At 52.7% G+C, this 24,640-nt stretch carries 25 protein-coding genes and 1 other annotated feature; of the genes, 11 read left to right on the plus strand and 14 right to left on the minus strand.

Translation table 11 applies throughout. From position 1 onward, the window contains the following. The 4 genes from ACOTXC_RS06435 to dacD form a co-directional block, all read right to left on the minus strand. Positions 1-325, minus strand: a 325-nt coding sequence (locus tag ACOTXC_RS06435) for a DUF496 family protein (protein ID WP_421767506.1), incomplete at its 3' end; no start/stop codon positions are given. Between the two features lie 147 nt (positions 326-472). Next, the gene (locus ACOTXC_RS06440; protein WP_022648598.1) at positions 473-1,531 is read right to left on the minus strand and encodes an FUSC family protein; all 1,059 of its coding nucleotides are present in this window, start codon (positions 1,529-1,531) and stop codon (positions 473-475) included. A 91-nt stretch (positions 1,532-1,622) separates the two neighbouring features. Continuing rightward, positions 1,623-2,096: a DNA gyrase inhibitor SbmC gene (gene sbmC / locus ACOTXC_RS06445; RefSeq protein ID WP_022648599.1), complete on the minus strand. Its 474-nt coding sequence runs from the start codon at positions 2,094-2,096 to the stop codon at positions 1,623-1,625. Between the two features lie 118 nt (positions 2,097-2,214). Then, on the minus strand, positions 2,215-3,387 hold the full coding sequence (gene dacD / locus ACOTXC_RS06450; protein ID WP_139153368.1) for a serine-type D-Ala-D-Ala carboxypeptidase DacD: 1,173 nt from the start codon (positions 3,385-3,387) through the stop codon (positions 2,215-2,217). 191 nt (positions 3,388-3,578) lie between these two features. On the opposite strand from dacD, the gene sbcB reads away from it, so the two are divergent. Beyond that, entirely contained in the window at positions 3,579-5,015 is a 1,437-nt protein-coding gene (gene sbcB, locus ACOTXC_RS06455) for an exodeoxyribonuclease I (RefSeq protein WP_394326213.1), read from the plus strand. 121 nt (positions 5,016-5,136) lie between these two features. Here the strand turns inward: sbcB and ACOTXC_RS06460 are convergent, their stop codons facing one another. The 4 genes from ACOTXC_RS06460 to ACOTXC_RS06475 all read right to left on the minus strand — a co-directional run bounded on the left by ACOTXC_RS06460 (position 5,137) and on the right by ACOTXC_RS06475 (position 8,562). After that, a complete protein-coding gene (locus tag ACOTXC_RS06460; RefSeq protein WP_022648602.1) occupies positions 5,137-6,495 on the minus strand; it encodes an APC family permease in 1,359 nt (452 codons plus the stop codon). Beyond that, positions 6,485-6,547, minus strand: a complete 63-nt coding sequence (gene yoeI / locus ACOTXC_RS06465) for a membrane protein YoeI (RefSeq protein ID WP_099458931.1) — start codon at positions 6,545-6,547, stop codon at positions 6,485-6,487. Before yoeI ends, ACOTXC_RS06460 begins: the two co-directional genes overlap by 11 nt. Positions 6,548-6,766: 219 nt before the next feature. After that, positions 6,767-7,696, minus strand: coding sequence for a LysR substrate-binding domain-containing protein (locus ACOTXC_RS06470; RefSeq protein ID WP_171932227.1), 930 nt, complete (start codon positions 7,694-7,696; stop codon positions 6,767-6,769). 41 nt (positions 7,697-7,737) lie between these two features. Further along, the gene (locus ACOTXC_RS06475; RefSeq protein WP_006811206.1) at positions 7,738-8,562 is read right to left on the minus strand and encodes an SDR family oxidoreductase; all 825 of its coding nucleotides are present in this window, start codon (positions 8,560-8,562) and stop codon (positions 7,738-7,740) included. Between the two features lie 172 nt (positions 8,563-8,734). Here ACOTXC_RS06475 and hisL point away from each other — a divergent pair, with 172 nt between their 5' ends. From hisL to hisIE, 9 genes are all read left to right on the plus strand, one after another. After that, positions 8,735-8,785 carry a his operon leader peptide gene (gene hisL / locus ACOTXC_RS06480; RefSeq protein ID WP_099516347.1) on the plus strand — a complete coding sequence of 17 codons (51 nt, stop codon included), beginning with the start codon at positions 8,735-8,737 and terminating at the stop codon, positions 8,783-8,785. Further along, positions 8,761-8,884: a sequence feature (His leader region), on the plus strand. (Overlaps the previous gene by 25 nt.) A gap of 45 nt (positions 8,885-8,929) precedes the next feature. Next, entirely contained in the window at positions 8,930-9,829 is a 900-nt protein-coding gene (gene hisG, locus ACOTXC_RS06485) for an ATP phosphoribosyltransferase (protein ID WP_421767507.1), read from the plus strand. 5 nt (positions 9,830-9,834) lie between these two features. Beyond that, complete coding sequence (gene hisD / locus ACOTXC_RS06490; protein WP_108367123.1) at positions 9,835-11,139, plus strand: histidinol dehydrogenase; 1,305 nt, start codon at positions 9,835-9,837, stop codon at positions 11,137-11,139. After that, a complete protein-coding gene (gene hisC / locus ACOTXC_RS06495) occupies positions 11,136-12,197 on the plus strand; it encodes a histidinol-phosphate transaminase (protein ID WP_022648605.1) in 1,062 nt (353 codons plus the stop codon). The genes hisD and hisC overlap by 4 nt, the downstream gene beginning before the upstream one ends. Next, on the plus strand, positions 12,194-13,261 hold the full coding sequence (hisB, locus tag ACOTXC_RS06500; RefSeq protein WP_038416352.1) for a bifunctional histidinol-phosphatase/imidazoleglycerol-phosphate dehydratase HisB: 1,068 nt from the start codon (positions 12,194-12,196) through the stop codon (positions 13,259-13,261). Before hisC ends, hisB begins: the two co-directional genes overlap by 4 nt. Beyond that, positions 13,261-13,851 (plus strand): imidazole glycerol phosphate synthase subunit HisH, encoded by a 591-nt coding sequence (gene hisH, locus ACOTXC_RS06505; RefSeq protein ID WP_003859485.1) that lies wholly within the window; start codon positions 13,261-13,263, stop codon positions 13,849-13,851. The genes hisB and hisH overlap by 1 nt, the downstream gene beginning before the upstream one ends. Further along, positions 13,851-14,588 (plus strand): 1-(5-phosphoribosyl)-5-[(5-phosphoribosylamino)methylideneamino]imidazole-4-carboxamide isomerase, encoded by a 738-nt coding sequence (gene hisA / locus ACOTXC_RS06510; protein ID WP_023306557.1) that lies wholly within the window; start codon positions 13,851-13,853, stop codon positions 14,586-14,588. Before hisH ends, hisA begins: the two co-directional genes overlap by 1 nt. Next, the gene (gene hisF / locus ACOTXC_RS06515) at positions 14,570-15,346 is read left to right on the plus strand and encodes an imidazole glycerol phosphate synthase subunit HisF (RefSeq protein WP_017383296.1); all 777 of its coding nucleotides are present in this window, start codon (positions 14,570-14,572) and stop codon (positions 15,344-15,346) included. Before hisA ends, hisF begins: the two co-directional genes overlap by 19 nt. Continuing rightward, a complete protein-coding gene (gene hisIE, locus ACOTXC_RS06520) occupies positions 15,340-15,951 on the plus strand; it encodes a bifunctional phosphoribosyl-AMP cyclohydrolase/phosphoribosyl-ATP diphosphatase HisIE (protein WP_421767508.1) in 612 nt (203 codons plus the stop codon). Before hisF ends, hisIE begins: the two co-directional genes overlap by 7 nt. Positions 15,952-15,990: 39 nt before the next feature. Here hisIE and wzzB read toward each other — a convergent pair whose 3' ends face one another. Beyond that, on the minus strand, positions 15,991-16,971 hold the full coding sequence (gene wzzB / locus ACOTXC_RS06525; RefSeq protein ID WP_126490542.1) for an LPS O-antigen chain length determinant protein WzzB: 981 nt from the start codon (positions 16,969-16,971) through the stop codon (positions 15,991-15,993). A 192-nt stretch (positions 16,972-17,163) separates the two neighbouring features. On the opposite strand from wzzB, the gene ACOTXC_RS06530 reads away from it, so the two are divergent. After that, positions 17,164-18,168: an NAD-dependent epimerase gene (locus ACOTXC_RS06530; RefSeq protein WP_421767509.1), complete on the plus strand. Its 1,005-nt coding sequence runs from the start codon at positions 17,164-17,166 to the stop codon at positions 18,166-18,168. A 48-nt stretch (positions 18,169-18,216) separates the two neighbouring features. Here ACOTXC_RS06530 and ugd read toward each other — a convergent pair whose 3' ends face one another. The 5 genes from ugd to galE form a co-directional block, all read right to left on the minus strand. Then, positions 18,217-19,383 (minus strand): UDP-glucose 6-dehydrogenase, encoded by a 1,167-nt coding sequence (ugd, locus tag ACOTXC_RS06535; protein WP_003859477.1) that lies wholly within the window; start codon positions 19,381-19,383, stop codon positions 18,217-18,219. 239 nt (positions 19,384-19,622) lie between these two features. Next, complete coding sequence (rfbA, locus tag ACOTXC_RS06540; protein WP_058677955.1) at positions 19,623-20,504, minus strand: glucose-1-phosphate thymidylyltransferase RfbA; 882 nt, start codon at positions 20,502-20,504, stop codon at positions 19,623-19,625. Further along, a complete protein-coding gene (gene rfbB / locus ACOTXC_RS06545) occupies positions 20,505-21,590 on the minus strand; it encodes a dTDP-glucose 4,6-dehydratase (RefSeq protein WP_058677956.1) in 1,086 nt (361 codons plus the stop codon). It abuts the gene before it with no gap. 89 nt (positions 21,591-21,679) lie between these two features. Further along, complete coding sequence (gndA, locus tag ACOTXC_RS06550; RefSeq protein WP_023303973.1) at positions 21,680-23,086, minus strand: NADP-dependent phosphogluconate dehydrogenase; 1,407 nt, start codon at positions 23,084-23,086, stop codon at positions 21,680-21,682. 160 nt (positions 23,087-23,246) lie between these two features. Next, positions 23,247-24,263 (minus strand): UDP-glucose 4-epimerase GalE, encoded by a 1,017-nt coding sequence (gene galE, locus ACOTXC_RS06555; protein WP_421767510.1) that lies wholly within the window; start codon positions 24,261-24,263, stop codon positions 23,247-23,249. Positions 24,264-24,640 lie beyond the last annotated feature (377 nt).

Here is a 24,640-nt window from a genome sequence, read left to right on the forward strand (position 1 = left end):
TAGCGTCGACGTTTTTGATTTCGCCCATCACTTTCAGCTTTTTGGAAATGTCGCGACGCTCTTTGGACAGCTCAGCGTTTTTGATGATGTAGTCATCAACGCGATCTTCATAATCGCTCTTCATGCTGGCGATGATGCCCTGAATGGCTTCAACGCTCATACCTGGCTTGATGTAGTCGCTCAGGTTGTCCAGCAGCAGGACACGTTTCTGGTTGTCACGGATCTTCTTCTCTACGTCCTGGATTTCGCGCTGTAGCTTGTTTTTGCGGCGGAACAGGCGGACGAACTCCAGAACATCCTGGAACGAAGGCTTGGTAGTTTCCATTTTTACACCCCTGATAATGTGAGATTCGGATTCGTTAAAGCAACCGTTTTAACAGACAGCGGCTGCGAATGACAATGAGTATATCGTTTAAAACCATCATAACCCTAATTGTTGCTGAATCGAAGCAGCAGGCATCACATACGCTTTTTATTTGCGCAGTGCCCGGCAAATCAGCTGCGATAACAACTCCAGCTGTCGCGCCAGCTCCATACTCAGCCAGACATAGCCGTGGATGGGCGTTTCAGACACATTGTCGCCCTGACGCTCATTCATCAGCTGTTTGAGCTCGATGACGATGTCATTCAGCCGCTCGCTGTTCGCCCGTATCGGCTGTGGGTTACCTTCGTAAAGTGCATGAGCGATGGTTAGCAGGGTCTGTTGAGTCATCTGCTGCGTCTCTTTCAGCGTATGCGCGTTGAGCATCAGAAGATGGCTGGGGCGTGAGGCCCAGTGGGCATTGATTTGCAGTTCAAGCATACAGACCAGATTACGGCTGACCGTTTGAATGGCTTCAAAAATGGCTTTCTGGATATGCGTCTCTTTGCTTGCCGGGGTAATTAACCCGCGCATTTTGACCACATCATTAAGGATTTTTTGCAGGTGCTTTTCCAGCCGCGGACGCTCAATCAGATTCGGCGAAAACCCGGCCTGGTAAACCCGGTTAAATGCCGTGACGTAGTTTGCCATCTGAATGCGCCAGTGCAGGAAGGCGCGCTGCGGCCAGATGCCGGTAAACAGCATGGCGAGCAACGAGCCGAGGATCACGTCCCCGCTTCGCCACAATGCGGTGGTCATATCGCCCGCCGGTGCGCCGACCACAACGGCGAGCGTAATGCCAATCAGCAGCGCCTGATACGGTTTCTTGCCGAGGGCCAGCCATCCGCAAAGAAACATCGCCACCGCGCACCACAGCAACATGAACGGAAATGAAATTAGCTCCAGCTTCAGGGCGATAAGCCCAAGCGCCGAGCCTAAAACGGTACCGCCTATGCGTTCGAAAGCGCGAGGGACCACGTTCCCCCAGAATGAGATCGGCCCCATCACCACCACCAGCGTGATCAGCGGCCACGTTCCTTCCGGGATATCCAGCAAACGAACCAGTACGAAGGTCAGCACAAACGCCAGCGCAATGCGGCAACCGTGCACCACGCGATAATGTTTGTATAACCGAATTTCAAAAGGGGTTAATGACTTGTCGGGGCGCACACCCGTCTCCAGCTCTACGGCAAACCACAATTGTACTGTGTTTTCAGCCGGGTGGATCGCGCCCGGCTGAAAAACCCTGCGTTTCGCAGGATTATCCCACTTTGTGCTCTACCGGTACAAACATCTCAATATCCCAGTAGCCGTCAGCATTGCCATCGTTCAGATAGCGTTCGAAGCAGGGTTTTGGCGCAATCTGGAATTTGCTGTCTTCCAGCAGGGAGTTGAAGAACTGATACCACGGGGTAGCGAAATCATGATTTTCGACGCGCGCGGCGGCAATAGCATACTCTCCGGCAGCAATTTCGGTCAGCATTACCCCTTCGCTGTTATCAGGGATAGTGAAATCGTCCGCTACCGTTACGGCGGTAACGCAGCGAAGCTTTTCTGCCGGCACGTCATCCGGATTGTCATAATAAACGGCCACCCACTCCTGCGGCTGAATATGTCGTCCATCTACCCACATAACCAGCTGTTCAAATCCCTGCTTGACCGTCTTTTCCCACGGCCCCACGAGATGAAAGCCAGCGATCGTACGTTTCTGTTGCTGCCTGATGCTGTAGTCCATGCTGCCTCCGTTTATTACTGTATATATATACACTATAAAGCAGAATCGAGATTATCGGCAAACCAGGAGTGTTTATTATGTGAGCAGACTCGCAACACTGCCAGTCTGCCCGAAAAGGTTAGAGTTTATGATGCAGATAATCGCCGAGGCGGGAGAAAAGGCCGCCCTTTTCAACGCGCTCCAGCGTAACCAATGGCCAGTGCGCTACCACCTTGTCACGATCGTACAGCTGGATCTCCCCTACCCGCTGATGCGCGGCGATCGGCGCTTCCAGCTCTTTTTTATCCATTACATATTTCGCCTTGATGTTCGGCACTTCTGTTTTGGGTAATGCCAGCCAGAAATCCTGATCCGTGCCCAGCGCGATCTGCTCTTTATCGCCATACCAGATGCGTTCGGTTCCCACTTTTTTGCCGTTATGCAGGATCTGCACCGTATCGAAATTTTGCTGTCCCCAGTGGAGCAGCTTGCGCGCCTGATCTTCACGTCCTTTCGGGCTGTCTGCCCCCATCACCACCGCAATCAGTCGACGCTGACCATCCACTGCGGAGGCGATCAGGTTAAAGCCCGCGCCCGAGGTGTGTCCCGTTTTCAGACCATCCACGTTCATGGTCTTATCCCACAGCAGGCCGTTGCGGTTCTGCTGAGTGATGCCGTTCCAGGTCAGACTCTTCTCGCTGTACATGTGGTAGAACTCAGGCTCGCCGTGGATGATGGCCCGGGAAAGCACGGCGAGATCGTAAGCGGAGCTGTGCTGACCCGGTGCATCCAGCCCGTGTACGGTTTCGAAGTGGGTATCGCGCAGATTCAGCTTTTCAACGTAGTCATTCATCATCCTGACGAACTGCGGCTGACCGCCCGCCACGTGATCTGCCAGCGCCACGCAGGCGTCATTGCCGGAATCAACAATCAGGCCGCGGCTGAGATCGCGCACAGAAACCCGATCGCCCTGCTTCAGAAACATCAGAGACGAACCGTCAAAGACCGGATTGCCTTTTGCCCAGGCGTCACGTCCGACCGTCACAATGTCATCGGGGCTGATGCGGTGGCTATCAATGGCACGATCGACAACGTACCCCGTCATCAGTTTGGTCAGGCTCGCCGGATTACGCTGCTGATGTTCGTTGCCCGCCGTTAAGATTTGACCCGTGGTGTAATCCATCAATACCCAGGATCCTGCCTGGATGGCAGGCGGCTGAGGTGAAAAATCCAGCGGCTCGGCAGCCAGCGCGGATGAAATACTCGAAGCGAGTAAAGAAACAGCAATAAACAGACGGCGTTTCAACGGTATATCCTCAGGTCAGTAAAAATCGATGACCTTTTTACGGGAGTTCTGATGTCGTTACCTGCCTTAATTGCAAAAAAATGTGACAGCACGCAGATTTTTTCGGAACAAATCTCGCAAATTTCTTGCCTGAAGGTGCTTTTTATTCGGACTGCTCACCCCAATCGTTTACCATAGAGACGTCAATTTTTAACAGGATGAGATTACTGGTGTCTGACTCTGCCGCGCGCCCGACTTTTTTGTTCCACGATTACGAAACCTTTGGCACCCATCCGGCGCTGGACCGACCGGCGCAGTTTGCGGCTATCCGAACCGATGACGAATTTAACGTTATCGGCGAACCCGAGGTGTTTTACTGCAAGCCCGCCGATGACTATCTGCCGCAGCCAGGCGCGGTGATGGTGACGGGCATCACGCCTCAGGAAGCGCGGGATAAAGGCGTTAGCGAAGCAGAATTTGCCCGTCGCATCCACGACCTGTTCACGGTGCCCAATACCTGCGTGGTGGGTTACAACAACATCCGTTTTGACGATGAAGTGACGCGCAATATCTTCTACCGCAACTTCTACGATCCGTATGCCTGGAGCTGGCAGAACCGCAATTCGCGCTGGGATTTGCTGGATATTATGCGCGCCTGCTATGCGCTGCGCCCGGAGGGAATTAACTGGCCGGAGAACGACGACGGCTTGCCGAGCTTCAGGCTCGAGCACCTGACGCGGGCCAACGGCATCGAGCACAGCAACGCCCACGACGCGATGGCAGACGTCTACGCGACCATCGCTATGGCGAAGCTCGTAAAAACCGCGCAGCCTCGCCTGTTTGAGTATCTGCTGAGCCATCGCAGCAAGCAAAAGCTGATGACGCTGATTGACGTGCCGCAGATGAAACCGCTGGTGCATATTTCAGGGATGTTCGGTGCGTGGCGCGGGAACACAAGCTGGGTGGCGCCGCTTGCCTGGCATCCGGACAACCGTAACGCCGTCATCATGGTGGATCTTGCCGGGGATATCTCGCCGCTGCTTGAGCTCGACAGCGACACCTTACGTGAACGGCTTTATACGCCGAAAGAGGCGCTGGGTGACCTGCCAGCCGTACCGGTAAAACTGGTGCACATCAATAAATGCCCGGTGCTTGCGCAGGCCAACACGCTGCGTCCGGAAGACGCCGACCGGCTGGGGATTAATCGTCAGCACTGCCTCGATAACCTGAAAGTGCTGCGCGACAACCCGCAGGTGCGCGAGAAAGTCGTCGCCATTTTTGCCGAAGCAGAGCCGTTCGTGCCGTCTGATAATGTGGATGCGCAGCTTTATAACGGCTTCTTCAGCGATGCCGATCGCGCGGCGATGAACATCGTGCTGCAAACCGACCCGCGTAACCTGCCTGCGCTGGATATCACCTTCGCAGATAAGCGTATTGAGAAGCTGATGTTTAACTACCGTGCGCGCAACTATCCCGGCTCGCTGGATGAAGCAGAGCAGGAGCGCTGGTTACAGCATCGGCGCAACGTGTTTACACCGGAGTTTCTTAATAGCTATGCCCAGGAGCTGGAGATGCTTTACGGCCAGTATGAAGGGGATGCTGAGAAACAGGCGCTGCTGAAAGCGCTGTTCCAGTACGCGCAAGAGATTGTCTGAGTAGCGGGTACAAAAAAGCCGGAGGCGATGTCTCCGGCTTTTTTTTGCCGGGTGGCGCTAACGCTTACCCGGCCTACAAAACTGTAGGTCGGGTTGAGCATAGCCGCCACCCGACACAGTCTTACGCGACGTCTTCGTACTGAGGAACCGGGTTGCGGAAGCTCTTCGTTACGCAAGCCAGGTAAATCAGACCGATTGCACCCCAGATCAGACCCAGAACCATTGAGCTCTCTTCCAGGTTGATCCACAGGGCGCCAACCGTCAGGGCACCACACACTGGCAGCACCAGATAGTTGATGTGGTCCTTCAGCGTCTTGTTGCGCTTCTCACGGATCCAGAACTGCGAAATCACGGAGAGGTTAACGAAGGTGAACGCCACCAGCGCACCAAAGTTAATCAGTGCAGTGGCCGTTACCAGGTCGAACTTGATCGCCAGCAGGGCAATCGCGCCCACCAGCAGCACGTTCCACGCCGGGGTACGCCATTTCGGATGCACGTAACCAAAGAAGCGAGTTGGGAACACACCGTCACGGCCCATCACGTACATCAGACGAGAAACGCCCGCGTGCGCTGCCATACCGGATGCCAGTACGGTGACGCTGGAGAAGATCAGCACGCCCCACTGGAAGGTTTTACCCGCCACGTACAGCATGATTTCAGGCTGCGATGCATCCGGATCTTTAAAGCGAGAGATATCCGGGAAATACAGCTGTAAGAAATAAGACGCACCGATGAAGATCAAGCCGCCAATCAGCGCGGTCAGGAAAATCGCTTTCGGGATCACGCGCTCGGCATCTTTGGTCTCTTCAGACAGAGAAGAGATACCGTCGAAGCCCAGGAACGAGAAGCACAGGATAGTCGCCCCGGTGATCATCGGCACAACGTGCGCACCTTCAGACCAGAACGGACGGGTGCTGGTCAGCGTACCAGCGCCCTCACCGTGGGAAACGCCGTAGATGATCAGCCCAACGATAACCGCAACAATCCCCATCTGAAGGATCACGATCAGGGTGTTGAAGTTAGCCACGGTCTTGATGCTGCGCAGGTTAGAGATGGTCATAAAGGCCACCAGCGCCACAACGAAGATCCACGACGGTACGGAAGGTACCAGCGCTTCGAAGTAAATTTTTGCCAGCAGAATGTTGATCATCGGCATGAACAGGTAGTCCAGCAGTGATGACCAGCCCACCATAAAGCCAACAGCCGGGCTAATGGATTTCTGAGCATAGGTGTACGCAGAGCCTGCGGACGGGAAACGGCGAACCAGTTTACCGTAGCTCAGCGCTGTAAAGAGAATGGCGACCAGCGCAAAGGCGTACGCCGTTGCAACGTGACCGTCAGTAAGGCCTGATACGATACCGAATGTATCGAACAGCGTCATCGGTTGCATATAGGCAAGGCCCATCATAACAACCGGAATCAACGTAAGCGTTTTACGTAATTCCACGCGAGAGGTGTTTGGAGTTGCGTTATGCGACATAGTTATTCTCCTTTACGGTGATAACCGCCACGTAAGCGAAAAATTGCCCCATTTCTTTCTTCCTCAGCGACAACAACTGTCGGATTTTAGTAAATATCTATCCGGTACGAAGCCCGGCCTCTTGGTTTTTAGTTTCGTTTCGTACATGCAAAAAAAAATAACCGACGCCTTTTATATCGTCGATTATTCATTTGTTTGCAGCGGCGGCATTTTGCCCTATTCCAGATACAAAAGGCAATACATTGAGAAACCTGCCCATAAATTAATTTTACTAACTGGTTGATTTCCCATCATCTGCCTGAGTGTAAACTGTCGCGATAGCACTATTTGCTAAAATTTCGTCTCGCCACCAGGCGCTGGCAAGCCCGGCGGTCTGTTCATTCCAGCCCACCCATACCGATTCGTTACTGCTCTGCGCTAAAACCTGTTTTTCCACCAGCGCGCCGCTTTCAATAAAGCGCTGTGCTAGATAACGGGGAAGGTAGCCGCACCCCAGGCCGCTTATTTGCAGTTCCAGCTTGGTTTTAAAATCAAAAACGGTGATGGCCTCCTGCTCATCCAGAAGCTGCGATGAAATGCCGCACTCGGGGCGGGAGTTGTCTCCCACCACAATGGCGCGATGGTTTTTAATGACGCGTCTTGAAACAGGCTCCGGTTCATTCGCCAGCGGGTGGTGAGGCGCAACGGCAAAGATCTGCTCCAGAACGCCCAGCCGGGCGAAACCAAATTCACTCAGTTGAGGAGGCTCATGCAGCGCTCCAACGATGATATCCGCCCTGCCCTGCGTTAAGGCGTCCCACGAGCCGCCCAGCACGCCGTTGATAAAAACCAGCCGCGTGACGCTATGGCGCTGATAGAACGCCTCAATAAGCGGGGTAAGCAGCGAAAAAGGGAAAGTATCATCAACCCCAATCACCAGCTCATTTTCCCAGCCCTGATGAAGTTTGACGGCCTGTTTTTCCAGCTCGCGAACCGTATGCAGCACGTCACGCCCTTTTTCCAGCAGCATCTGCCCAGTACGGGTGAAACGCGCGCGATGGCCAGTGCGGTCAAGGATTTGAATATTAAGATCGCTCTCGAGCTTTTGCACGGTGTAGCTCAGAGCCGAAGGGGTTTTATAGAGCTTCGCCGAGGCGGCGGCAAAGCTCCCCTCTTTTTCCAGCGCATCCAGAATAACAAGAACATCCAGCAGCGGTTTCATCTTCGCCCCCTTGCGGTGTGCGATGGCCTCCGCCGGCGCAATTATTCCATGGGCATAACCAGCGGATCGGGATACTGATATTCAAATCCCAGTTCATGGCAAATACGATTGCCATCAATAATTTTGCCTTTGCGCTCCCCCTGCGCCTCACTGAACACCGGCGGCGCCAGACCCAGCTGGCGCGCCATCAGCGGATAAAAGGTGCTGCGTGGCGGATGCGAAGGCGCACATATATTATAGATGTGCCCCCCTTTCGGAGCCTGTAAAAGCAGCTCTATCGCACCGATAACATCTTCAAGGTGTACAAGGTTAACGCCGTGCTGACCATCCGGCGCGGATTTACCGGCAAAGAAGCGTCCCGGATGACGCCCCGGCCCCACCAGCCCGGCGAGGCGTAAAATATCCACCTGCGTGCCAGGCAGATTGTGCAGCCAGTCTTCCAGCTCTTTCAGTACCCGTCCGCTGGCGGTTACCGGACGGCGCTCGGTGTTTTCTTTCGCCGTACCGTCGATATCGCCATAGACGGAGGTCGAGCTGGTGAAAATGATACGCGGAATATGGTGCGCCAGGGCGCTGTCGACAATCTCCTGCACCGCCTGCAGGTAAAACGTCTCGCCCGGCCCGCTGCGCCGCGCTGGTAAGGTAATGACCAGCGCGTCCACATTCATCAGTTCATCCAGCTCGTCGGTATCGCAGATAAGCTCGGGTTCGAGACGCAGCTCGACACCATCAATGCCGCACATGCGCGCCGCCTCAACCCCGTCCCGCGTGGTCTTACTCCCTGTCACCTGCCAGCCTTTTGCGGCTAATGACATCGCCAGTGGCATTCCTAACCACCCTAATCCGACAATCGCGACCTTTTTCATGACATTCTCCGCTTAACGACGCCTGTTATAAGGCTACGCCAGCCTTATGGAACGCACAATTCATACCATCAATATGAAATGAATTAATGATCAAAAAAAGCCCTTGCTTTATGGCGTACAACTGGTTTAGGTTAAAAGACATCAAATGCATAAGCATTCAACGAGAATTTATATGACACGCGTTCCTTTTAAAAACCACCATCATCACCATCATCCTGACTAGTCTTTCAGGCGATGTGTGCTGGAAGACGTTTGGATCTTCCAGTGGTGCATGAACGCATGAAAAAGCCCCCGGAAGATCTTCTTCCGGGGGCTTTTTTTTGGACCGCATTCAGACAGATTAAAACAGGTTAACGAGGAACACAGAATGTTAGATAACTCACGTTTACGCATAGCTATTCAAAAATCAGGCCGTTTAAGCGATGATTCACGCGAACTGCTGGCCCGCTGCGGGATTAAAATCAACCTGCACACCCAGCGCCTGATCGCCCTGGCTGAAAATATGCCGATCGACATTCTGCGCGTACGTGATGACGATATTCCGGGCCTGGTCATGGATGGCGTCGTTGACCTCGGCATCATCGGCGAAAACGTACTGGAAGAAGAGTTATTAACCCGCCGCGCGCAGGGCGAAGATCCGCGCTACTTTACCCTGCGTCGTCTGGACTTCGGCGGCTGCCGCCTGTCGCTGGCCACGCCGGTTGATGAAGCCTGGGAGGGCCCGGCCGCGCTGAACGGCAAACGTATCGCCACCTCTTACCCTCACCTGCTGAAGCGTTACCTCGATCAAAAAGGCGTGCAGTTTAAATCTTGTCTGCTGAATGGCTCTGTTGAAGTGGCGCCACGCGCGGGCCTGGCCGATGCCATTTGTGACCTCGTCTCCACCGGCGCCACGCTGGAAGCCAACGGCCTGCGCGAAGTGGAGGTGATCTACCGCTCAAAAGCGTGCCTTATCCAGCGCGACGGCGAGATGGCGGAGGCTAAACAGCAGCTCATCGACAAACTGCTGACCCGCATTCAGGGCGTGATTCAGGCGCGTGAATCCAAATACATCATGATGCATGCGCCGACCGAGCGCCTGGACGAAGTGATTGCCCTGCTGCCAGGTGCTGAGCGTCCAACCATTCTGCCGCTGGCGGGCGACCAGCAGCGCGTGGCGATGCACATGGTCAGCAGCGAAACCCTGTTCTGGGAAACGATGGAAAAGCTGAAAGCGCTGGGCGCGAGTTCTATTCTGGTGCTGCCAATTGAGAAGATGATGGAGTAACGACCATGAGCTTTAACACAATCATCGACTGGAATACCTGTAGCGACGCGCAACAGCGCGAGCTGCTGATGCGCCCGGCAATTTCAGCCTCAGAGAGCATCACCCGCACCGTGGCGGAGATCCTCGATAACGTCAAAGCCCGCGGAGACGACGCGCTGCGCGAGTACAGCGCGAAGTTTGATAAAACTGAGGTCGACGCGTTACAGGTCACCGCGCAGGAGATCGCCGGGGCGGAAAGCCGCCTTGGGGATGAGATCAAACAGGCGATGGCCGTCGCAGTGAAAAATATTGATACCTTCCACACCGCGCAGAAATTGCAGGCGGTGGATGTGGAAACCCTGCCCGGCGTGCGCTGCCAGCAGGTGACGCGCCCGGTGGCGTCCGTTGGCCTTTATATTCCTGGCGGCTCTGCCCCGCTGTTTTCGACCGTCCTGATGCTGGCCACTCCGGCACGTATTGCCGGTTGTCAGAAGGTGGTGCTCTGCTCTCCACCACCGATCGCCGATGAGATCCTGTATGCGGCGAAGCTGTGCGGCGTAAAGGCGATCTATAAAGTGGGCGGCGCGCAGGCGATTTCCGCCCTGGCGTTCGGGACGGAGTCTGTTCCCAAAGTCGACAAAATCTTTGGCCCGGGCAACGCATACGTTACCGAAGCGAAGCGCCAGGTCAGTCAGCGTCTGGACGGCGCGGCGATTGATATGCCTGCCGGTCCGTCTGAAGTGCTGGTGATTGCCGACAGCGGCGCTACACCGGATTTCGTGGCCTCTGACCTGCTCTCGCAGGCCGAGCACGGCCCTGACTCGCAGGTGATTTTACTGACGCCAGATGCCGACATGGCAAAACGCGTGGGCGAGGCCGTTGAGCGCCAGCTTGCCGACCTTCCGCGTGCGGAAACGGCGCGTCAGGCGCTATCGGCCAGCCGACTGATTGTGGCTCGCGATATCGACCAGTGCATCGCCATCTCCAACCAGTACGGTCCTGAGCACCTGATTATTCAGACCCGCAACGCGCGCGATCTGGTCGACAGCATAACCAGCGCAGGCTCGGTGTTCCTCGGGGACTGGTCACCGGAATCCGCCGGGGATTACGCCTCCGGCACCAACCACGTGCTGCCCACGTATGGCTATACCTCAACCTGCTCCAGCCTGGGGCTGGCGGATTTCCAGAAGCGCATGACCGTGCAGGAACTCTCTCGCGAGGGATTTGCCTCGCTGGCGTCGACCATTGAAACCCTGGCCGCCGCCGAGCGCCTGACTGCCCACAAAAATGCCGTGACGCTGCGCGTTGCCGCCCTGAAGGAGCAAGCATGAACATCGAAGAATTAGCCCGCGAAAATGTCCGTCGCCTGACGCCCTATCAGTCTGCGCGTCGTCTCGGCGGGAACGGCGACGTCTGGCTGAATGCCAACGAATACCCCACGGCGGTGGCCTTTGAGCTCTCGCAGCAGACGCTGAACCGCTACCCGGAGTGTCAGCCGAAAGCGGTGATCGAGAACTATGCGCAGTATGCAGGCGTGAAGCCTGAGCAGGTGCTGGTCAGCCGCGGGGCGGATGAAGGGATTGAACTGCTGATCCGCGCCTTCTGCGAGCCGGGCAAAGACGCGGTGATGTACTGCCAGCCCACCTACGGGATGTACAGCGTCAGCGCCGAAACCTTTGGCGTGGCCTGCCGCAACGTGCAGGCGCTCGACAACTGGCAACTGGATTTGCAGGGCATCGCCGATAACCTCGACGGGGTGAAGGTGGTGTTTGTCTGTAGCCCGAACAACCCGACCGGGCAGATTATCAATCCGCAGGATATCCGTTCCCTGCTGGAAATGACGCGCGGCAAAGCGCTGGTTGTGGCCGACGAAGCCTACATTGAGTTCTGCCCGCAGGCAACACTGGCAGGCTGGCTTGAAGAGTATCCGCATCTCGTTGTGCTGCGCACTCTGTCCAAAGCGTTCGCTCTCGCCGGTCTTCGCTGCGGTTTTACGCTGGCAAATAAAGCGGTTATCGACCTGCTGCTGAAAGTGATCGCCCCGTATCCGCTCTCAACGCCGGTTGCCGATATTGCGGCACAGGCGCTGGCCCCGCAGGGCATCAGCGCGATGCGCGAGCGTGTGGCGCAGATCCTGGAGGAGCGTCAGTATCTAGTCGATGCCCTGAAAACGATTCCGTGCGTGGAGCAGGTGTTCGACTCGGAGACCAACTACATCCTGGTGCGCTTCACCGCCTCAAGCGCGATATTTAAATCGTTGTGGGATCAGGGCATTATCTTACGAGACCAGAATAAACAACCTACCCTGAGCGGCTGCCTGCGTATTACCGTCGGCACCCGCGCGGAGAGCCAGCGCGTGATTGACGCCCTGAAAGCGGAGAAAGTATGAGTCAGAAGTATCTCTTTATCGATCGTGACGGCACCATCATCTCGGAGCCACCCAGCGATTTTCAGGTCGATCGTTTCGACAAGCTGGCGTTTGAACCCGACGTGATCCCGGTGCTACTGAAGCTTCAGAAAGCAGGCTATAAGCTGGTGATGATCACCAACCAGGACGGTCTGGGCACAGACAGCTTCCCGCAGGCGGACTTTGACGGCCCGCACAACCTGATGATGCAGGTGCTGACCTCGCAGGGCATCGCCTTCGACGAGGTGCTGATCTGCCCGCACATGCCTGCCGACGAGTGCGACTGCCGCAAGCCAAAAGTGAAGCTTGTTGAGCGTTATCTGGCCGAAGAGGCGCTGGATAAAGCGAACAGCTATGTGATTGGCGATCGCCTCACGGACATCACGCTGGCCGAAAATATGGGCATTGCAGGCCTGCGCTATAACCGCGACACGCTAAACTGGGCGATGATTAGCGAGCAGCTCACCAGACGCGACCGCTATTCTCACGTAGAACGCAACACCAAAGAGACGCAGATCGACGTGAAGGTCTGGCTCGATCGTGAAGGCGGCAGCAAGATCCACACCGGCGTCGGTTTCTTCGACCATATGCTGGATCAAATCGCCACTCACGGCGGCTTCCGCATGGAGATCGCCGTTAAGGGCGACCTGTATATCGACGATCACCACACCGTGGAAGATACCGGCCTGGCGTTGGGCGAAGCCCTGAAGCTGGCGCTCGGCGACAAGCGCGGCATCAACCGCTTCGGCTTTGTTCTGCCGATGGACGAGTGCCTGGCGCGCTGCGCGATGGATATCTCCGGGCGTCCGCACCTGGAATATAAAGCCGACTTCACCTACCAGCGCGTGGGCGATCTCAGCACCGAGATGGTGGAGCACTTCTTCCGCTCGCTTTCTTACACTATGGGCCTGACGCTGCACCTGAAAACTAAAGGCAAAAACGATCACCACCGCGTCGAGAGCCTGTTCAAAGCCTTTGGCCGTACCCTGCGCCAGGCGATCCGCGTGGAAGGTGACGCCCTTCCCTCGTCGAAAGGAGTGCTGTAATGAACGTGGTGATTCTGGACACCGGATGCGCCAACCTGAACTCCGTACAGTCGGCGATTATGCGCCACGGCTACGAGCCGGTGGTGAGCCGCGACCCGGACGTGGTGCTGCGCGCGGATAAACTCTTTCTGCCGGGTGTAGGCACCGCCCAGGCGGCGATGGATCAGATCCACGAGCGCGAGCTGGTGGATCTCATCAAAGCCTGTACTCAACCGGTGCTGGGCATTTGCCTCGGCATGCAGCTGCTTGGCCGCCGAAGCGAAGAGAGCAATGGCGTTGATCTGCTGGGCATTATTGAAGAAGACGTGCCGAAAATGACCGACCACGGCCTGCCGCTGCCGCACATGGGCTGGAATCGCGTTTATCCGAAAGCGGGCAACAGGCTGTTCCAGGGAATCGAAGACGGCGCGTACTTCTACTTCGTCCACAGCTACGCCATGCCCGTGAATACCTACACCATCGCCCAGTGCAATTACGGCGAGGCGTTCACCGCCGCCGTGCAGAAAGATAACTTTTACGGCGTGCAGTTTCACCCGGAACGCTCCGGTGCCGCCGGTGCGCAACTGCTGAAAAATTTCCTGGAGATGTGATGATAATTCCCGCTTTAGATTTAATTGACGGCACGGTTGTTCGTCTCCACCAGGGCGATTACGGGCAGCAGCGCGACTACGGCAACGACCCGCTGCCGCGGTTACAGGCTTACGCCGCCGAGGGCGCTGAGGTGCTGCATCTGGTCGATCTGACCGGCGCGAAAGATCCGGCGAAGCGCCAGATCCCGCTGCTTAAAACACTGGTGGCTGGCGTGGACGTCCCGGTGCAGGTGGGCGGCGGCGTGCGTACGGAAGCCGATGTTGCCGCCTTACTGGACGCGGGCGTGGCGCGCGTGGTGGTCGGTTCGACCGCTGTGAAAGATCCTGAAAGTGTCAAGGGCTGGTTCCGCCGCTTCGGCGCGGATGCGCTGGTGCTGGCGCTGGATGTGCGCATTGACGAGCAGGGTAATAAGCAGGTCGCGGTCAGCGGCTGGCAGGAAAACTCCGGCGTAACGCTGGAAGAGCTGGTCGGGATGTATCTCCCGGTAGGGCTGAAGCATGTGCTGTGCACGGATATTTCACGCGATGGTACGCTCGCAGGATCTAACGTCTCGCTGTATGAAGAGGTTTGCGCACGTTATCCGCAGGTGGCGTTTCAGTCCTCTGGCGGTATCGGCGACCTGGCGGATATCGCCGCTCTGCGCGGAACCGGTGTACGCGGCGTGATCGTGGGTCGCGCGCTGCTGGAAGGCAAATTTACGGTGAAGGAGGCGATTCAATGCTGGCAAAACGGATAATTCCCTGCCTGGACGTGCGTGATGGTCAGGTTGTAAAAGGCGTGCAGTTCCGCAACCATGAGATCATTGGTGACATCGTTCCGCTGGCAAAACGCTATGCCGAAGAAGGCGCAGACGAACTGGTATTTTACGATATCACCGCCTCCAGCGATGGCCGCGTGGTGGACAAAAGCTGGGTGGCGCGCGTGGCGGAAGTGATTGATATACCCTTCTGCGTGGCGGGCGGGATTAAATCTGCTGACGATGCGGCGAAAATTCTCTCTTTCGGAGCGGATAAAATTTCCATTAACTCCCCTGCCCTGGCCGACCCGGAGCTGATTACGCGTCTGGCGGATCGCTTTGGCGTGCAGTGCATTGTCGTGGGGATCGACACCTGGTTTGATGCCGCAACGGGCAAATATCACGTTAACCAGTACACCGGCGACGAAAGCCGCACGCGCGTCACCCAATGGGAGACGCTGGACTGGGTGCAGGAAGTGCAAAAACGCGGTGCGGGTGAAATCGTTCTGAACATGATGAACCAGGACGGCGTTCGTAACGGTTACGACCTCGAGCAGCTGAAAAAAGTGCGCGCGGTGTGCCAGGTTCCGCTGATTGCCTCCGGCGGCGCGGGCACCATGGAACACTTTCTTGAAGCCTTCCGCGATGCGAACGTGGACGGCGCGCTGGCCGCTTCCGTCTTTCACAAACAGATTATCAATATTGGTGAGTTAAAAACGTACCTGGCCGACCAGGGCGTGGAGATCAGGGTATGTTAACAGAGCAACAACAGGCGCAGCTGGACTGGGAAAAAACTGACGGATTACTGCCGGTGGTTGTACAGCATGCCGTTTCAGGCGATGTGCTGATGCTGGGATACATGAACCAGGAGGCACTGGCAAAAACGCTCGACAGCGGCAAGGTGACGTTTTTCTCGCGCACCAAGCAGCGTCTGTGGACGAAAGGGGAAACCTCGTGTCACTTCCTGAATGTGGTCAGCATTACGCCTGACTGCGACAACGACACCCTGCTGGTGCTGGTCAACCCGATTGGGCCGACCTGCCACAAAGGCACCAGTAGCTGCTTCGGCGAGGCGAGCCATCAGTGGCTGTTCCTCTATCAGCTGGAACAGCTGCTGGCAGAGCGTAAATCAGCGGATCCCGAGAGCTCGTACACGGCGAAGCTGTACGCCAGCGGCACCAAGCGTATTGCGCAGAAAGTGGGTGAAGAAGGCGTTGAAACGGCGCTGGCGGCTACCGTGCATGATCGGGAGGAGCTGACGAACGAAGCGTCGGATTTGATGTATCACCTGCTGGTGCTGCTTCAGGATCAGGAGCTGGATTTAACGGCGGTGATAGAGAATTTGCGGAAACGGCATAAATAAAAAAAGACCGGGTAGACCCGGTCTTTTTTTGTGTGTAAATCAGGCTCTTGGTTTGTAGTTTCTCAGCGCATTACGGCCAAGGACGACAGCAGAACCGATGATCCCGCCGAGGAGAACGGCAAGGATGAGGGTGATGGCCTTTTTAGGGCTGTCACGCTTGATTGGCAGATCTGGTTTCATCACGTAACGATACACGTGTACTGTGTCTGGGTTAACATTGAGGTTTTCAATATCCAGTAAGTTCTTTTTGGTCTGATAGTAAGAGCCAGGGAAGACCAGCGGACGGGACGCCTCGTTATCAACCATTGATTTGAGCGCTACAGTACCAAGCAGGAACATGGTTTCCTGAGTGACATCCTGCGTTTGCTGAAGCTGCGGTGTATTGATCTTCGCGGCTTCCGCGTTCTTAAGCGCCTCAGAAATCTGCTTGATACGCAGATCTTTTTGCTCCTGTGCCACTTTTTCCTGATTTTGAAGGGAGTCGTTCAGGGTTGTGATCTGTTGCTTGAGGTTGTCTCTGAGGTCAAGCGTCAATTCTTTTGCCGTTTGTTCGTCGACCTGTTGGATGTATTGGGCCAACTGCTTTTGCGCTGCTTCAGCAGAATCGCTCTGATAACTGACCGTTAAAGGTACACTCTGTCCCTTTACAGTAGGCTCAATGGTCAATTTCTCGGGAAATTCCTGGTTCTCCAACGCTTGCGCTAATGCTGAAAAAGAAGAATTAAAACGACCAATAGCACGATTTTGGATATCCAATGTTGAAGGGGCTGCCCCACCATAGAGGATATTCAACGCATTGGAATAAGTGGCGATTTGTGCCGCATCAGGTTGAGCTATGATGGCAGAGGATGTCCATTTCTCTTTAGCAACAGTGATGTAAACAAAGGCGAGAACAATGAAAGCAGCAACGAATGCCCCAATCACCCACTTCCCACGCCACAGCTGTAGCAATAAATCAAGTAAATCAATTTGCTCCGGGTCATTGTTGCGTGTGACCAGGTTGTTGTTGTTTTGCGTCATACTATCCCTAACAGATTAAAAAGGGCAAAAATAATCTCGTTTCCTTAGTGTATCTATTGCTGGCGATTTTTCTATAAGAATCCGATGAGTTATATCGGAAAGATGGGTTATGTAAGTGAAGTGCGACGCGCTATCATAGTCGGATTCTGATGTCCTGGGACATCAACAAGAACACTGTAAATGAGGGAAGCTATGAAATTTCTGGTTACGGGCGCGGCGGGCTTTATCGGTTCTCATGTCAGCAAGCGCCTGCTTGATGCAGGGCATGAAGTTGTTGGGATTGATAATCTGAATGATTACTATGACCCTAGCCTCAAGCTCGCTCGCCTCGAACTGCTCAAGTCCGAGAGTTTCACCTTCCACAAGCTGGACTTAGCGAACCGCGAGGGCATGGCAAACCTCTTCGCTGATGAGAAGTTTGACCGCGTAATCCATCTTGCGGCACAGGCGGGTGTCCGTTACTCACTGGAAAACCCGCATGCCTACGCTGATGCAAACCTGGTAGGTCACCTGAACGTGCTGGAAGGCTGTCGCCACAATAAGGTTCAGCATCTTCTGTATGCGTCATCCAGTTCTGTTTACGGCCTCAACCGTAAGATGCCGTTTTCTACTGACGACTCCGTAGACCATCCGGTTTCCCTGTATGCGGCAACCAAAAAAGCCAATGAGCTGATGTCGCATACCTATTCGCATCTGTATAACCTGCCGACCACTGGCCTGCGCTTTTTTACCGTCTATGGCCCATGGGGCCGACCGGACATGGCGCTGTTCAAATTCACCAAAGCCATGATTGAAGGCAACAGCATCGACGTATACAACTACGGCAAGATGAAGCGCGACTTCACCTATATCGATGATATTGCGGAGGCGATTATTCGCCTACAGGCCGTCATTCCTCAGGCCGATGCCGACTGGACAGTCGAAACCGGTTCGCCAGCAACCAGTTCTGCCCCGTATCGCGTGTATAACATCGGTAACAGTTCGCCTGTCGAACTGATGGATTACATTACCGCACTTGAAGAGGCGCTGGGCAAAGAAGCGGTGAAAAATATGATGCCGATCCAGCCGGGGGACGTGCTGGAGACCAGTGCGGATACCAAAGCGCTGTATGACGTTATTGGGTTTAAACCACAAACCTCAGTCAAAGAAGGCGTGAAAAACTTCGTCGACTGGTACCGCAACTTCTATAACGTTTAAAAACAAAAAACCCGGCAGATTGTCGGGTTTTTTATATCACGATTTTAATCAGTCGCTGCCGAACAAATCGCGGGTATAGACTTTATCTTTCACGTCCGCCAGCTCTTCCGCCATACGGTTGGAGATAATTACGTCCGCTTCTTTTTTGAATGCATCCAGATCGCGAATGACGCGAGAGTGGAAGAACTCGTCTTCCTGCATGGCCGGTTCATAAATAATGACCTGTACGCCCTTCGCCTTAATACGCTTCATGATCCCCTGAATGGAAGAAGCGCGGAAGTTATCGGAACCGCTCTTCATGATTAGGCGATACACGCCCACCACTTTCGGCTGACGCGCGAGAATGGAATCCGAGATGAAGTCTTTACGCGTGCGGTTGGCATCCACAATGGCGGAAATCAGGTTGTTCGGCACCGCCTGATAGTTAGCCAGCAGCTGCTTGGTATCTTTTGGCAGACAGTAACCACCGTAACCGAAGGACGGGTTGTTGTAATGGTTACCGATACGCGGGTCAAGACACACGCCCTCGATGATCTGACGGGTGTTCAGACCTAAGCTCTCGGCATAGCTGTCAAGTTCGTTGAAGTAAGCCACACGCATCGCCAGATAGGTATTGGCGAAAAGCTTAATGGCCTCTGCCTCGGTGGAATCGGTAAACAGGACCGGAATATCTTTTTTGATTGCGCCTTCCTGAAGCAACGCAGCAAAACGCTCCGCACGCTCGGAACGCTCGCCAATCACGATACGGGATGGGTGCAGGTTATCGTATAACGCCCTGCCCTCGCGGAGAAATTCCGGCGAGAAGAAGACATTATCAATACCCAACTCTTCTTTAATCGATTTTGTGAAACCCACTGGAATTGTCGACTTGATGATCATCACTGCGTTCGGGTTGATTGCCGTAACGTCTTTGATCACCGCTTCAACGGTTGAGGTATTGAAGTAGTTAGTTTTAGGATCATAGTCGGTTGGCGTGGCGATGATGACGAAATCCGCATCGCGGTAAGCGTCTTCTTTGTCCGTGGTAGCGCGGAAGTTCAGCGGTTTGGTCGCGAGGTATTCTTCAATCTCTTTATCGACGATCGGGGACTTCTTCTGGTTAAGCATGTCCACTTTTGCCTGCACGATATCCAGCGCAACCACTTCATGGTTTTGTGCAATCAGAATACCGTTTGAGAGACCAACATAGCCTGTTCCGGAGATGGTTATTTTCATTTGTTTAACTTCTACACGTTTGAGTTTTTGATGACCATAACACAGTCACCACAATGATTAACTAAGCGTTTTTTATCGCTAACCTTCATTCGCTGTCAAGGTTTCAGTTTTTTTGAAAAATGTTTTTGCTCAACAAAAAGTTCTGTCGTTACACTAAGCAAAGTACCTGTTTTACAGCGACAATAAGACGTTAAAGGGCAGTCGATAGTAAGCAGAGGAAAACTGCTTACTTCGTCAAATCAGACTAATCCCTTGGTCAGATTCAGCAGATACTGACCATACCCTGTCTTTTTCAATGGTTCAGCGAGTACCCGAAGTTGTTCGGCATCAATAAAACCTCGTCGGAACGCAATCTCTTCAGGACATGAAACTTTTAGCCCCTGTCGCTCTTCAATTGTGGCGATAAAATTGCTTGCTTCGATCATACTCTGATGCGTTCCGGTATCCAGCCAGGCATAACCGCGTCTCATCATCGCGACAGACAATCGTCCCTGCTGCATATAGATGCGGTTGATGTCGGTAATTTCGAGTTCACCTCGCTCGGACGGAGTTAAACTTTTGGCCATCTCAATCACATCGTTGTCGTAAAAATAAAGACCGGTTATTGCGTAATTACTCTTGGGTTGCTGAGGCTTCTCTTCAAGACCAATCGCGGTGCCGTCTTTATCAAACTCAACGACGCCATAGCGTTCCGGGTCGCTGACATGATAGGCGAATACGGTCGCCCCCTCTTGCTGGCTTGCTGCGCCTTCAAGCAGCCTGGGGAGATCGTGTCCGTAGAAAATATTATCGCCTAATACCAGCGCACAATTATCCTCACCGATAAACTCTTCACCCAGAATAAAAGCTTGTGCCAGTCCATCAGGACTTGGTTGCACTTTGTACTGAATATGCAATCCCCACTGGCTACCGTTTCCGAGAAGTTGTTCAAAACGGGGAATGTCCTGAGGCGTGCTGATAATCAGAATATCCCGTATACCTGCCAGCATAAGCGTAGAGAGCGGATAATAGATCATTGGCTTATCGTAAATTGGCAACAATTGCTTACTTACGGCCATTGTCACGGGATAAAGACGTGTACCCGATCCGCCAGCTAATATAATCCCTTTACGTTTCGTCATTTACTTACGCTCCCCATAATTCTGCTCAATCCAGCTCTTATAGGCGCCACTTTTCACATTCACTACCCACTCCTGGTTATTTAAATACCATTCAACCGTTTTACGGATGCCGCTTTCAAAGGTTTCCACAGGAGTCCATCCGAGCTCGTCGCTAATTTTATGAGCATCAATTGCATAACGTCTGTCGTGTCCAGGACGATCCGCTACATAAGTAATTTGTGCGCGATAGGATGTTTCTTTCGGTACCATGTCATCGAGCAGATCACAAATTGTCTGAACGACTTCAATATTTTTCTTCTCGTTATGGCCGCCAATATTATAGGTTTCTCCCGGCTTACCCGTGGTCAGAACCGTATACAGTGCACGAGCATGGTCTTCAACGTATAACCAGTCACGAATTTGATCGCCCTTACCGTAGATCGGCAATGGTTTATTATCCAGCGCATTAAGGATAACAAGAGGGATCAGCTTTTCAGGAAAGTGGTATGGGCCATAATTATTCGAACAATTTGTCACAATCCCAGGTAAACCATAGGTGCGTATCCAGGCTCGAACTAAATGATCGCTGGACGCTTTTGACGCTGAGTAAGGGCTGCTTGGCTGGTACGCTGTTTTCTCAGTAAACAGCGGTAACGGGGTGGAGTCATAATGTTCATCGGGATGAGGCAGATCGCCGTAAACCTCATCAGTTGAAATGTGATGGAAACGGAATGCGGATTTTGCTGCTTCGTCCAGAGAAGACCAGTAAGCACGACTTGTTTCTAACAGAATATACGTGCCAACAATATTGGTTTCAATAAACGCAGCGGGACCGGTAATAGAACGATCAACATGGCTCTCGGCAGCCAGATGCATTACCGCATCAGGCTGATGGGTAGCAAAAATACGCGCCATTGCCTCTTTATCACATATATCGGCATGCTCAAAAACATAGCGCTCGCTATCGCTTACTTCACGCAAGGATTCCAGATTACCGGCATAGGTCAATTTATCAACGTTAACAACGCTATCCCGAGTATTGCTAATAATATGTCGGATAACCGCGGAACCGATAAAACCGGCACCGCCAGTAACTAGAATTTTCACGCAATCTATTCCATTAAACAGTAGGTGGATCGGGCAAGATAAAAAAGCCCGGTATCTCTACCGGGCTTGATGGCATGGCTAACCGTATATTAATCCAGCCATTCGGTGTGGAACACACCTTCTTTATCGGTACGCTTATAAGTATGCGCACCGAAGTAGTCACGCTGTGCCTGAATCAGGTTCGCAGGCAGAACGGCAGCACGATAGCTGTCATAGTATGCCACCGCAGCGGAGAAGGTCGGAACCGGGATACCATTCTGCACCGCGTACGCAACAACATCACGCAGCGCCTGCTGATATTCGTCAGCAATTTGTTTGAAGTAAGGCGCCAGCAGAAGGTTGGCGATACCCGCATTTTCAGCATAGGCATCGGTGATTTTTTGCAGGAACTGAGCGCGAATGATGCAGCCGGCACGGAAAATCTTCGCAATCTCGCCATAGTTCAGGTCCCAGTTGTTCTCGTCTGACGCCGCGCGCAGCTGAGAGAAGCCCTGCGCGTAAGAGACGATTTTACCCAGATACAGCGCGCGACGGACTTTCTCAACGAACTCCGCTTTATCACCAGCGGGTTTAGCCTGCGGGCCAGACAGCACTTTAGATGCTGCAACGCGCTGTTCTTTCAGAGAAGAGATATAACGTGCAAATACGGATTCGGTGATCAGGGACAACGGCTCACCCAGATCCAGAGAGCTCTGGCTGGTCCATTTACCGGTACCTTTATTCGCAGCTTCATCCAGAATCACATCAACCAGGTATTTACCCTCTTCATCTTTCTTGGTGAAGATATCTTTGGTGATGTCGATCAGGTAGCTGTTCAGCTCGCCTTTGTTCCACTCGGTGAAGGTCTCTGCGAGCTCCTCGTTGGAGAGGTTCAGGCCACCCTTCAGCAGAGAGTAGGCTTCAGCAATCAGCTGCATATCGCCATATTCAATGCCGTTGTGAACCATTTTCACGTAATGACCAGCGCCATCAGGACCGATATAGGTCACGCACGGCTCGCCGTCTTCAGCTACGGCTGCGATTTTAGTCAGGATTGGCGCAACCAGTTCGTACGCTTCTTTCTGACCGCCAGGCATGATGGATGGACCTTTCAGAGCGCCCTCTTCACCGCCGGATACGCCGGTACCGATGAAATTGAAGCCTTCAGCAGACAGTTCACGGTTACGACGAATGGTGTCCTGGAAGAAGGTGTTGCCGCCATCGATAATGATGTCGCCTTTATCCAGATACGGTTTCAGTGAATCGATAGCTGCATCGGTACCTGCGCCCGCTTTCACCATTAACAGGATACGACGAGGTGTTTCCAGAGACTCAACGAACTCTTTAACCGTATAGAAAGGAACCAGTTTCTTGCCTGGATTCTCAGCGATGACTTCTTCGGTCTTATCACGGGAGCGGTTGAAAACGGAGACGGTATAACCACGGCTTTCGATATTGAGCGCCAGGTTGCGCCCCATCACTGCCATACCGACAACGCCGATCTGTTGCTTGGACATTACATACTCCTGTCAGGTGTGGTCACCGCGACTGTTGCGCGGCTTGAAATGTGGTTGAGATGTTAACTCAGCAAAAGACTGTTGGGTAGCATAACTGCATTATTAAATACAAAAAGGCTAATTATATAATTAAATATTTATTCTATTTAAAAATTTTCAATTATTTTTTATAGCCATCAGGGTTTGCAACTTGCCAATTCCAAGCGTCACGAAGCATATCCTCAAGAGTAAGTTCTGCGCGCCAGTGGAGTTCCTTTTGAGCTAAAGATGGATCGGACCAGCATTCAGCGATATCACCACTTCTACGCGGAGAAAACTTATAATTAATAGCTATCCCAGATATCTTTTGAAAAGTACTAATAACGTCAAGTACAGAATGACCTTGCCCTGTCCCTAAATTATAAACATTGTAATTACCATATTTACCAATGTAATCTAAAGCAGCTAAATGCCCTTTTGCGAGATCAGTGACATGAATATAATCTCTGACACCTGTTCCATCTTTAGTAGGATAATCACTGCCATATATAGAAACAATTTCATGTTTTCCAACTGCGACTTGGGAAACATAAGGGACAAGATTATTTGGAATCCCATTTGGATCTTCACCTATTCTCCCACTGAAATGCGCGCCTACGGGATTAAAGTATCTTAAAACAGTTACGTTAAACTTTTTATTACTTTTAGCATAATCTTGCAAGATTTTCTCGGCGAAAAGTTTCGATGTGCCATATGGATTAGTTGTCCCACCTATTCTATTGGACTCGCAGACAGGTATAGTTTCAGGATCGCCGTAAACTGTAGCGGATGAACTAAAAATAAAATTATTAACTCCATGTCTTATTGCTTCATCAACCAAGGATATTGTTGCAACAATATTGTTTTCATAATACTCCAATGGTTTTTGAATGGATTCTGATACAGATTTCAAGCCTGCAAAGTGAATAATTGAATTAATATTCTGCTCTGTAAAAACTCTTTGTAAAAGTTTTTTATCCCTGACATCGCCTTTATAAAGCACAGGTGATTTCCCGCATAATTCTGTAATCCTTTCCAGTGACACTTGAGAAGAGTTGACAAAATTATCAATAACAACAACCTCAACACCACGCATCAGCAATTCGAGTACAGTATGAGAACCAATATAACCTGCACCACCAGTAACTAATATTTGCATATGCCCTCAGTTAAAAATAGAGTAAACAATTAATAAGTCTTTTAATTGCCATTAATTAGATAAACGTAATCATCATATTTACTAAGTAAACTGTAGCGGTCTTTTTTCTCTTCAGCATAATTTTCATACATTCTATAATCCCTGATTAAGGTCTTGAGAGCAGCGGTTAATGATTCAGGCGTATTTTGATACAAAATACCATTAGGATTATGTTCATCAATAAGTTCACTACAACCGCCCACATCACTTAGGGAAGGTGCGAATAAGCGGGGAAATTCTTCTCGGCTGACTCAGTCATTTCATTTCTTCATGTTTGAGCCGATTTTTTCTCCCGTAAATGCCTTGAATCAGCCTATTTAGACCGTTTCTTCGCCATT

Source organism: Enterobacter cloacae complex sp. IR5428 (genome assembly GCF_049238585.1).
Lineage (GTDB): Bacteria > Pseudomonadota > Gammaproteobacteria > Enterobacterales > Enterobacteriaceae > Enterobacter > Enterobacter intestinihominis.